We start from the raw sequence: 11,188 nt of genomic DNA on the forward strand, positions 1-11,188 counted from the left end.
TGTATAAATACGTTACTTTGCCCTTGTATGTTTCTATCACATAATCCATCAATTAATTAATAGTATGGTGCTCTAAGAAATTTTTTACCATTTGCGTTCCTTGCGGTGTCAAAATAGACTCTGGATGGAATTGCACACCATACATCGGGTGCGTCCTATGTTCCATGGCCATAATTTCTCCGTCTGCTGTACGAGCTGTTACCACCAGTTCATCTCCTAGGGTATCTTCTAGCACTGCTAAGGAATGATACCGTGCTACGGGGAATTCTTGAGGAATATCTTTCCATAGTATGGATGGATAACATTGGGTAGCCACGCTTTGTTTCCCGTGCATCACTTCTTTCGCATACCCTACAGTAGCTCCGAACACTTCGCCCATGGCCTGATGGCCCAAGCAGATACCCAAGATAGGAAACTGCCCTTGGCATGTTTCCAGTAATTCTTCATACACTCCTGCATCTTTTGGTCGTCCTGTTCCTGGTGAAAGAATCACACATGCTGGTGAAAGCTCTTGGATTTCTTTCACTGTCATTTCGTCACTGCGGATGACTTTAATGTCCTTCACTAAAGAACCAATTAGTTGGTAAATATTGAAAGAAAAACTGTCGTAATGATCGATGAGTAATACCATGTTACACCTCCTGCGCCAATGTGATGGCTGTCACCATAGACTGTGCCTTGTGGATCGTTTCATTGTATTCATTCACGGGCACACTATCTCGCACAATGCCACCGCCAGACCGAACAAAGACATATCCCTCTTTTGCCATAGCCATGCGAATGCCAATACACACATCCATATTGCCAGAAAAATCTAAGTACCCTACGGCACCGCCATAGACACCACGAGGACTTTTCTCTAATTCTTGTAAAATCTGAATGGCACGAATTTTAGGAGCTCCCGATAAAGTCCCTGCCGGCAAGGTAGCGCCAATGGCATCTAAGGCATCAAACTCTTCTCGTAAGGTTCCTTTCACAGTACTTGTTAAATGAATAACATGAGAAAATCGTTGTAGTTGATGTAACGCTTCTACTTGAACGGATCCGAACTCACAGATTTTACCAATGTCGTTACGGCCTAAATCGACAAGCATATTATGTTCCGCTAGTTCTTTTTCGTCCTGACTTAGCTTAGCCTCTTGCCCTCTATCTTCCTCTTCATTCTTGCCCCGTGGCAATGTGCCTGCAATAGGGAATGTGTAGACGCTTCTATTTTGTAATTTCACCAGTGTTTCTGGAGATGCCCCAGTTAATTCCACAGACGTACCACTCATGTAGAACATATATGGAGAAGGGTTCATCGTTCTTAATACACGGTATGCATTAAGCAAACTCCCCTTGAACTTTGCTTCTCGACGGTTCGATACAACGGCTTGGAAAATATCTCCTTCTGTGATGTAATGCTGTGTTTTTCGTACTACCTCTTGGTATTCTTCGGAAGTAAACTCAGAGGAAAATTCACTTGTTAATACACCGCGTTCGATGTGCGCCTCTTCGCCTTCTTTCACTAGGTCTGCTAAGGCTTGTAATTCCAGTTGGGTCCGCTCATAATTGCGTTCTATATCGTCTGTACGCACATGACCGATGATATAGATTTTATTTTTGTAATGATCGAAAGCAATCACTTTATCGAAGAGCATAAGGTCTACATCATTAACCATGCTCGTATCTGTATCACTGATATGTCGATCTAAGGTCGGTTCTATATAGCGGATGTATTCATAAGCGAAGTATCCCACAAATCCACCGGTGAAAGTTGGCAATTCTTCTACCCTAGGGCTTTTATATTGGCCTAAAATAGTTCGAATTTCTTCCGCTGGATTATGACATGTGAAAGTACGTGTCATATCTCCTTTGATCGTCATCGTATGGTTTTTGCATGTCACTTCTAACAAGGGATTGTAACCTAGGAAAGAATATCTCCCCCAGTGATGGGTGTTATCTGCACTTTCCAATAAGAATGTGTGAGCGCTCACCTTTTTTAATGCTTTCAGTACAGAAATAGGTGTGCGAATATCCGACAGTAATTCCACGTAAACCGGTACAATGTCGTACCCTTGTCCTAATTGTTTTACGCTTTCTAATGATGGTTTCATAAATCCTCCTGCAATAAAAAAACTCGCCCTAGACTATACGTCAAGGACGAGTTCATATGCCAAATAACTGCACGAATGCGCAGAAAGATTCATATAAATCGCGGTACCACCTTGTTTGAATGCATGCATTCCCCTTTGCAGGATACTATCATATCCCTCACGATTAACGCTCATGACACGTTATGCTATACTAGGACAATTGTCCGTTCCCCATACCCTCGGTGGTCCATTTAATAGACTGCGTTCTGCGGGGCTCTCAGCTACCCCCACTCTCTGGAAGTGCACGTTCTATTTTTATCTCCACCTCATCGGTTTCGTAGGCGAGTATTAAATTATGTAACAAATATTATCACACTAAAATACATTTGTCTACTGAATAGTAACATTTTTTCTATAATTTTTTATAGAGTATTCTGTCTATCCTATAGATAGACTCTATATATAAGTAAATGTAAAGAATAAAAACTAATTATTTCATATCTACTCCTTATAATGCAGAGTAGCAGAAAATAATTTTTTTAATGCCATAGTATAGTAGTTTGTAAAATAAATTTACTATCACATTCATTCTTTACCTTATACTAGTTGTTTTAAAACCGCCACCTCTACCTGTCCAGGCGCTGATGCTTGTCCCAGTGTGCCAAAGGTCAAACAATTCCCAAACACATGTCCACAAGTGCGTGTCATCTGTCCTAATTGTCCCATAGACATGGTTATCCGTGGCAACTGTGGATACCGTTCCGTTAATTCTTTTGTAAATTGTAATACGGATAGTACATCAACATTTGTGGTTGGCATCAGCGCAAACTTAATCACTTGTGCATCCACAGATACCATGCGTTCTGCGTAGACATGTAATGTTTCTATATCTGGCGTACTTTGAAAGTTATGATAACTCATTACCGTTTGCATCCCTTGCTGATGGGCTTGTTTCATGATACTACCCATTTCCACTGTGTAGGCAAATAATTCTACATCGATGGCTTGTACCAAGTCTTGATCCACAATCGCTTGTAATAATTTGATGTAATTATCACTACATAACGGCGTTTCTCCACCTTCACCTATTGTGCGCCATGTAAACAACACAGGTATATCTACAACTCTAGAACGCACTTCCTTAACGAATGTTACTATTGTTGGTATATACTCATCTTCAGATATATTGGAACACTTCATCCACATATCTGGGCGCAATTCGATGAGGTCTACCTTTGCTTGCACTGCTTCTTTCACTTGTGAAAGTATATCCTCTACTGTCGGTCCTACAATAGGAACACAAATACCACATCGTTCTCCTTGTATAGGCCCTTGTTGCTTTAATTTCATAGTATTCCGCTCCTAATTATTATCTATACATAGACACAGCCATGTATCACTGCTAATACACCCAATGACCAATTTATCTTTACACATATGTATAGCTACTACTATACCACATAAGCACAACACTATAAAAGCCAAATCACGATGAGAGTTCATTCATGATTTGGCTAATATAAATATTCTATCCGTATGTGCATATCCTATTCAATACTATATAAACAAGATACACTTGCACTACTACTAAAATAACTATTGCTCTGCTTTAGGTTCAGGTGGTGCCGTTTTCACAATAAACGCAAGGGCAATGACATGACCGATCCACACTGCTCCCATAACATACAATGCCACCGGCATATTGCGCATACTATAAGCCCCAATACCTAATAAAATAGACACAGACACTAAAATATTAATCTTAGTGCGTAGTGGCATACCACTTTTATTCTTAAAAGGTTCTACATAATTTGCATAAAGCTTAGAGTTTACAAACTTCTCATGGAATCGTTTAGAGCCTCTAGCAAAACAAAATACGGCAAATAAATAAAACGGTACCGTTGGTAATAATGGCAATACAATTCCCAAAGACCCTAAGCCAAAGCTAATAGCACCTAATATAATCCAAATATAACGAATCACACCCGTTGGTTCTTGTAACTCTTTTGTTACTGTTTCTTTCACTTGTCACCCCTATATAACGTATATTCTAATACGTATATTCTAATACGTTTATTCCATATTTAAAATCCCTATTCCAATAGCCATTCTATCACATTTTTTTGTTGTATTCCCTCATAAGATGCATTGCTATTAATCTCATCCAAAGTAAGCAAAAATTTCGGATGATAGTCTTTCACCTCAAATAAAGGCGTTAGTTCTCTGTCTAATGTGGTAGGATCTAACACACTTTGACTCACTTGATAATACTCAAATAGTCCATGTTTCTGAGCTACAAAATCTATTTCACCATTTTTTAGGATACCAACATGAACCGTATAGCCTCGGCGTAATAATTCTAAATACACCACATTTTCAAGAATGTGACCTGTATCTCGTCCTGTATTAGGTATGAAAAATATTCTCAGCCCAGGATCAACTAAATAAAATTTAGAATATAATCTAAGCAATTCTTTCCCTCGCACATCAAATCTAGACGCTTCATAAATTAACAATGCATCTCTCAGTGCTGCTATGTACCTTTCTACAGTACGACTATCTACCTTTCTCCCCATACTAGTAAGAGAATCAGCTATCTTCTTAGGTGTTAATAAACTTCCCACGTTGGCAGCAATATACCGAATAATACTTTCTAATATTAAAATATCGCTTCCCTTTAAGCGCGTCATAACATCTTTCAACACTACAGAATTGACTATACCTTCTAAATAGGTACGTAGCATTTCATCATGACCAGCATATTCTAGTGTCCCTGGAAAACCACTCTGCGCTACAAATAGTCGATACAAACCATTCAAAGATAGATTCGTTGTCTCTTTGTGTGCTTCAACAAACTCTTTAAATGATAAAGGTAACATATCTAGCTGAACATATCGACCCGCTAATAATGTAGCCATTTCTGAAGACATAAAGTACGCATTAGATCCGGTAATATAGATATCTACATTATCTTTAATATAGAAACTATCTACCACACGTTCGAACCCTTGCACATGTTGGACCTCATCCAAAAATATATACATTTGTTGATTAGGAATTATTTTGGATTTTATGTATTCATACAACCGTATATAATCCGTTAAGTCCCTGTATTCCAAATCTTCAAAGTTAATGGCGATGATTTGATTTTCATTTACCCCTTCTTGTAGTAACTCTTGTTGAAAGAGATAAAATAGAGTTGATTTACCACATCTGCGCACGCCAGACACAATTTTTATAACACGTTTTTCTCTGTGATTTCTCAGAAACTGTATGTACTTTTCCCTATTAATTAGCTTCATGTCTACTCCTCTATCATTTGTGATACTCTTCAATACAATGAAAGCGTTATCCATACTCTCAGCATATTACAAAAATACATTACAATGCAATCTTTGTTATAATTTTAACTAAGATTGCATTTGATTGCAATCTTTATTTTAAATAAATTACTTTTTGCATTCTGATGTAACTTTTATTCTATAATAGACAATCTTTGTATCTCAATGCAATCTTTTTTTTCAATGTAGTCACTGTATCTCGATGTAATTTCGGATACGCTGAGAATATTCCTTGCCTCTAGATAGATCGCAGTCCTATGCTGCTATACTGTTGCACATAGCATGGTAATAGAGGATAGCTAACTTGTATCGTTAACTATCCTCTACGGTATATCATTATGTACTGAATGCCTGTCTATCTTCCTATGCAGTTATACACAGGTATAGTCCAATATCTATAAGATTTCTATTCCTTTATCTTAGAACTTGTACGTACCTTGGATACGAGTGTAGTTACCTAATTTAAAGTTTTCTCCACCGTATAATGTATCACGTTGTCCAATACCTTTTGCATCGAATGTGTAGAATGCTTCTACTAAGAAATCTTTCGTTGGTACATAGCCACCACCTAATGTGAAGCTACGAATACCATCTAAGTAACGATCAGGTACAGCTCCTGTGCCATTACCACCTAAGAAAGCGCCATGTCCGAAGTATTTGTAGTCAATAAATGCATTCCAGCTGCCAGGACGATGATAGTCAGATTGACCTACATCAAAACGAAGTGCCCAGAAGTGTGGAGTACCACCTGTTTTATGGCCTTTCAATTCAAACTGAGGATTACCTGCTGGATTATCATATACTTTACCTGCTGTAGATTGATAGATACTTCCACCATTCATATAGCGAGCAAAGTCTGTTCTATTTTGACCATAGTCGAAAGATACAGCTGTATTATAACCAATTTGGTATTTTAAGCCTAAACCAAATACATTCGCTAAACGACCAAAACTGCGAGACTCATTTCCTTTATCGCTTGTATAATGTACAGTATGATTTTCATGGCCTGTAGAGCGTAAGTACCAAGCTGTGACACCTAATTTATTATTTACTTGTTGACGATATTGGATAAAACCAGCACGTTTAACCGCAGGAATCACATCACGTTGGATGATAACACCTTCTGTTGGAATCACTTTACCAGTTGCATTGCCTAATGCTTCACGAGGAAGTTTACTGTAGTGGTCAGCTTCTGTTAAAGTTTTTCTCATATTATCAAAAAATGATACTACCATTCTTGAATATGTATTAGAAGTTCCTGTTAACAAACCTCGTTGACCAGAATGAGCTTTATAAATGTTTTCATAAATAAAACGCTCTTTTAAGTTACTAATCGCTTGATCATCAAGTACTATAGATTTATTTGTAGCTGATTTATAAATAGTAGCTATTTTATCTTTATTAGTATCAAACCATTTTGTCAGATATGTAATACCACCATTGTCTAATAACCCTGGAGTATTTAATGGTATATCAAATAATGCTTTATCTTTATCACTTAAGTACCCAGTTGGATCCACAGAAACTTTTTCATCTATATTGCCATTTTCTAATACTGGTAATTTGACTTCAGGAATCTCAATTCTAAGTTTATTTTTTTCTGATAAAGCACCACTATATCCTTGATTAGCTAAATCAGTCATTCGTTTTAAAACTTCAAATTGTTTATCTATAAATGGCTTACGTATTTCATTTCTTTTCGCTTCTTTACTATCTTCTTTACTATTCTCTAAATCATTACGTTTACTTATAAATCTATTTTCTTCATCAATCACAGATTTATATTTTACTTTTAAATCTGACTGCTCTTTAACTAATTCCGTTCTTTTTTCAAGCAATGCATTGTATTCATCTTCAGGTAGTGGTTTTCCTCCCCACTCAGGATCTCCTTCTGGGTCTCCCACTTCAATGTCATCGTTAAGCTTATTAATCTTAGTCTCTAAATCAACTTTTTTATCGTTATATTCCTTGTAAGCATTAGATTCTTTAAATGTATTTAATTCATTAGTTATCTCATCAATTTTAGAGTTTATTTCTTCTCCCGCATTATTAATAACATCTGTAGCTGCTTCTACTGCTTTTTTCTCGGCTTCTTTTATAACCTCTAACTGTTTATGGAATCCAATGGTATCTCCAGCATTTTCAATATTAAGTTCTTCATTACCGCCACCTGAGCTAGTTTTAACTCCCATAAATTCATCAACAGTTGGAGCTCGTTTAAACGAGTTATAAATCGCATGTGTATAGGCAGAGTCTGTTACACCTGTGCTATGTGAGAAATCACCGTAGCCCACACGAACTTGTTTTGTATCATTTGTCCAAACACCGCGAACACCATCATATTCTTTACCAAACCAATATCCTGTGACGCCCATTGGTTCCGTCATACGGCCAGCTGTTAAGTCCCATTTATTGGTATGTTTAGTTACTGTCGCTTCATCAATACGTTGATGATTGAATCCTTTTGTCACTTTTAATTGGTGATCAGTATCTACACCACGTTGACCACTGGCACTAGCTATCACGCGTACATCTACATCTTTGCCAATACGTGCATCAATACCGGCTCTTACTCGAGATGTGATGCCATGGTTATTTTCATCACGAAGGTTATCTGCTGCATCATCCTCAATATAGCTTGTAGCTGTTACACGACTAGTCGGGCGGTCAAAGCCTAAATGGCTATCCCAACGATTTCTAAAATCACCAACAACCTCAACGCCGGCTTTTTTATCTACATTAAAGTCACGATGAATGAAAGTATTCAAATGGTCTACCACTTGTGTTTTCACTTCCACTTTCGCCATATTTGGTTGACTCTTATCTGTAGTCGCATCCGCACCAAATTTTAAATTAATCCCCATACGGAATTGTCGAGTAGACAAAGCACGATCATCATCTCGATGGTTGAATAAGTTGTTAATACCAAAGTATACACGGGAATCTTTATTGATTTTCTTTTGAACGATCATATTCCAAATGCCATATGTTTTACGTTCATACATATCGCTAGTACGACGGTCAGATCCAGAGTAGGAAATTTCAGATTTACCTTCTATTTTCTTAGCTTTTCTTGTAACAGGATCAAGTACAATAGCTTTTATAATTGGATCTCTTTCATAGGCTGTACCAGACGTCATATATCCGCCACCGCCAGATACGGAGTTACTATCTAACATATTAATGTAATAGTCACTCCAAAGGCTACCAGACCAACCAGTTTTTTCATCTTCATAGTCAACGCCAATACCAATTTTATGTGCCGGTTTATCTAACAATTGACGTGGCATATCTGGATTGCTCTTATTCACTGTATGAAAGAATGTATATCCAAAACGAGCTTTCCATTTATTGGAAAGTTTTTGTTTTAATTCCCATTCAAGACCAGTAATTTCGGCTTTACCAATGTTTTTAAAGCTGTAAACCATATCTGGTGCATATAAGAATTTATAGATACCACGTTCAGTATTTTCGTTCAAATCTGTGTGGAAATCTAACACATGGCCTGTATTATAAGCAGTAATATAGTTTTTAATATTATTTCTAAATACAGTCAATTTACTGTAAGTATTTTTATTTTCCCCTTCAATAGAGACATCAAAATTTAAAGATTTCTCTGGTTTTAAGTTAGGATTTCCTTGCCAGTACCAACCTAATCGTGCTTGACCCCCATTTAAACTAAACGCTGTTATATGGGATGGGAACATTTCCCAGTTATAAAATAACTCACCCATCCCTGGTTCTACATAGCTACTACCTACATTTGCTTTGAAACGACGATGTGTATTTCCATTCAAGTTATGAGTTAAACCCATATTGAAAGATACGTTAGAACCAAATAAGCTACTATGATCTAAACGTGCAATTGGAGTTAACATCGTGTTTTTATTTAACTGCCATGTATCTTGTACAAATAGGTATTGTTTATTAATAGTACCAGTACCAACCGTTTGTTTATTAATACGCTTGTTCTCTTCTTCTTTGAAAGTTGCACCATTTAATTTGATGATAGCACTGAGTTTAGGATGTACTGTTTTATCATAATAATACAATGGTAATTTTTCTACATCAGAGCTATAAATTCTATCTCTCCAACTAGTTGCTGTCGTATTATTTTCATCAATGGCTGCTTTATTTTCCGCCATTAATGTGGCAGCAAACTCCATATATTTGGCATAAGCTTCAGGATATTTTTTCTTTAATGTATTATCTGTTGTTCCAAAAATCCAAGCTTGAGAGTTTGCCGGATCTCCTTCCGTCAACTTCTCTTTATAATTCAAGAAATCTTCATAGGTAAACTCAGGTACTTTACTGTTTGGATTGGATTTATCTGTGTTGTACCACTCTTTTTCCTTATTTCGTTCGATAATGCCATCTTTGCCTTTACTGAAAGAATAGTCATAAATATTAGATTTTGGATTACCATTACGATCTACAGATAAGCTCTTATCATAATCCCATGGATCTATATCACGCACATAGGTATGCGGTGCATTTTTCAAACGGCTACCTGTACCTGTTTCACGAGACATACCAACACCATAGGATACTAGGTGATTATCGTTAGCTTGGATATCTCCAGAAACTCCAAAATTCCATTGTCTGTGGTCAATATTATCTGTGTATTCTAAAGTGTTTTTACCTTCATAGGTACTTTTTCCATAGTCACTGCTCAACGTTAAATCGTTTTCATTGGTACGAGTATAGTTAACTTCCGCTTTCCAATTGGAAACATCGTCTCTACCTTCATAGGTCAAATTCATTGTATTACGATTTAGGTCACGTTTATAGTGCATTTGTGGCACCATGAAAGAATCACTATTTTTCACATAGCGCTCTAAATCTTCACGATAACGATCTAGCTTCATACTGATCGTTTGATTATCTTTCATATCTATAATACTAGCCACACCTACATTGGCATTTGTACCATAATACCGTAAAGAATTTTTTAGGAATCCATGATCAACAGTATCATCAGCTCCTAGTGCAGATTGTCTAGGACTTTCACTAGCATAGATTGGCATAATATCTCGTTTGCTACCGAAGATATTCACTTTAACCTTACCGATTTTACCAGAGTCAGCTCGCACAAATACATTATTAAAAGGTAGAATATCGCTATTCCCTTTTTCACGAATACCTTCAAAGTTAAATTGTAAACCTGCTTTATTGCGTGGTTTATTCGTGATAACGTTAATAACACCACCCATAGCATCAGAGCCATATTTAGCACTAGCAGCACCTTGAACGATTTCGATATGGTCTAGATTTTCTGTACCTAAACGTTGCAATTCATCGCCTGCACCTTGATATTTCGCCAAATCACCCATCACAGGCTGACCATCTACCAAAATTAATGTATGACGAGGTTCTGCACCACGAATGGATACACCAACCCTACCCATAGCATCTACAGTACGACTCACACCAGTTTCACTAAATACGATATCCTCAGCAGATTTAGCTTGCTTAGCTTCAATATCTTTTTTAGTAATAATTTGCACTTGTTGCGAATTATACTTCGCCTCTTCTTGTGCACGATTCGCTGTAACATATACAGATCCTTCTGCATGTGCTACAGTCGGAACTAAAAAACTTGCGCCCCCAACCCATGTAGCAATGGCACAGGAAAGCATAAAATATTTATTTCTTGCTTCGCTTTTCCTTGTCATTGGTATCCTCCTATTAGAACAAAACTCTCTTAATAATGAGAAAATAAGTCAAATTACTATTATTGTACCTTGTATTGATAATCTTTTTCTACTCTAA

General features: G+C 37.0%; 6 protein-coding genes. All 6 read right to left on the reverse strand.

Annotation, left to right across the window (positions count from 1 at the left end; genetic code table 11):
- Positions 1-52 precede the first annotated feature (52 nt).
- The 6 genes from EO114_RS00985 to EO114_RS01010 all read right to left on the reverse strand — a co-directional run bounded on the left by EO114_RS00985 (position 53) and on the right by EO114_RS01010 (position 11,091).
- The gene (locus EO114_RS00985; RefSeq protein WP_127061008.1) at positions 53-631 is read right to left on the reverse strand and encodes an aminodeoxychorismate/anthranilate synthase component II; all 579 of its coding nucleotides are present in this window, start codon (positions 629-631) and stop codon (positions 53-55) included.
- 1 nt (position 632) lies between these two features.
- Positions 633-2,096 carry an anthranilate synthase component I family protein gene (locus EO114_RS00990; protein WP_127061010.1) on the reverse strand — a complete coding sequence of 488 codons (1,464 nt, stop codon included), beginning with the start codon at positions 2,094-2,096 and terminating at the stop codon, positions 633-635.
- A 576-nt stretch (positions 2,097-2,672) separates the two neighbouring features.
- On the reverse strand, positions 2,673-3,425 hold the full coding sequence (gene aroD / locus EO114_RS00995) for a type I 3-dehydroquinate dehydratase (RefSeq protein ID WP_127061012.1): 753 nt from the start codon (positions 3,423-3,425) through the stop codon (positions 2,673-2,675).
- A gap of 246 nt (positions 3,426-3,671) precedes the next feature.
- Positions 3,672-4,100, reverse strand: a complete 429-nt coding sequence (locus EO114_RS01000) for a YbaN family protein (RefSeq protein WP_127061014.1) — start codon at positions 4,098-4,100, stop codon at positions 3,672-3,674.
- A 68-nt stretch (positions 4,101-4,168) separates the two neighbouring features.
- On the reverse strand, positions 4,169-5,377 hold the full coding sequence (locus EO114_RS01005) for an ATP-binding protein (protein ID WP_127061016.1): 1,209 nt from the start codon (positions 5,375-5,377) through the stop codon (positions 4,169-4,171).
- Positions 5,378-5,835: 458 nt separating this feature from the next.
- Positions 5,836-11,091, reverse strand: a complete 5,256-nt coding sequence (locus EO114_RS01010) for a TonB-dependent receptor domain-containing protein (RefSeq protein WP_127061018.1) — start codon at positions 11,089-11,091, stop codon at positions 5,836-5,838.
- Positions 11,092-11,188: the final 97 nt, after the last annotated feature.

Source organism: Veillonella sp. 3627, from assembly GCF_003992195.1.
Lineage (GTDB): Bacteria > Bacillota > Negativicutes > Veillonellales > Veillonellaceae > F0422.